The following is a 410-nucleotide window of genomic DNA, read 5'->3' as shown; positions in this document are numbered from 1 at the left end:
CTCCAGCACCTTCTCGTCGCGGTAGTGGCGCGCGACCGGGTTCTCGTTGAGGAAGCCGTAGCCGCCGAAGATCTGCGACGCGTCGCGCGCGTTCGCCATCGCCGCCTCGCCGCCCACGAGCTTCGCGACCGACGCCTCCGCCTTGAACGGCTTGCCCGCGACGAGCTTGTGGGCGGCGTCGAGCCACGCGCGCCGGGCCGTGTGGACACGAGCCTGCATGCGCGCGAGCGTGAACGCGACGTGCTGGTTCTCGCCGATCGACCGCCCGAACACGACCCGTTCCTCCGCGTACCGCAGCGCCTCCTCGAGGCAGCCCTGCGCGGCGCCGGTCGCCAATGCGGCGAACGCGATACGCCCCTCGTCGAGCGCGCGCAGGAAGTTCGCGTACTCCAGGCCGCGCTCGCCCAGGA

At 72.2% G+C, this 410-nt stretch carries 1 protein-coding gene; it reads right to left on the bottom strand.

From position 1 onward, the window contains the following. Nucleotides 1–410 (bottom strand): acyl-CoA dehydrogenase family protein (locus G3I78_RS49600; protein WP_275424949.1); only part of this gene is annotated, 410 nt, incomplete at both ends.

Origin of the sequence: Streptomyces sp. SID13726 (assembly GCF_010548375.1) — a bacterium.
Taxonomy (GTDB): Bacteria; Actinomycetota; Actinomycetes; order Streptomycetales; family Streptomycetaceae; genus Streptomyces.
Note: the sequence above shows the minus strand (reverse complement) of the source record. Positions and strands in the feature narration are given on the sequence as shown.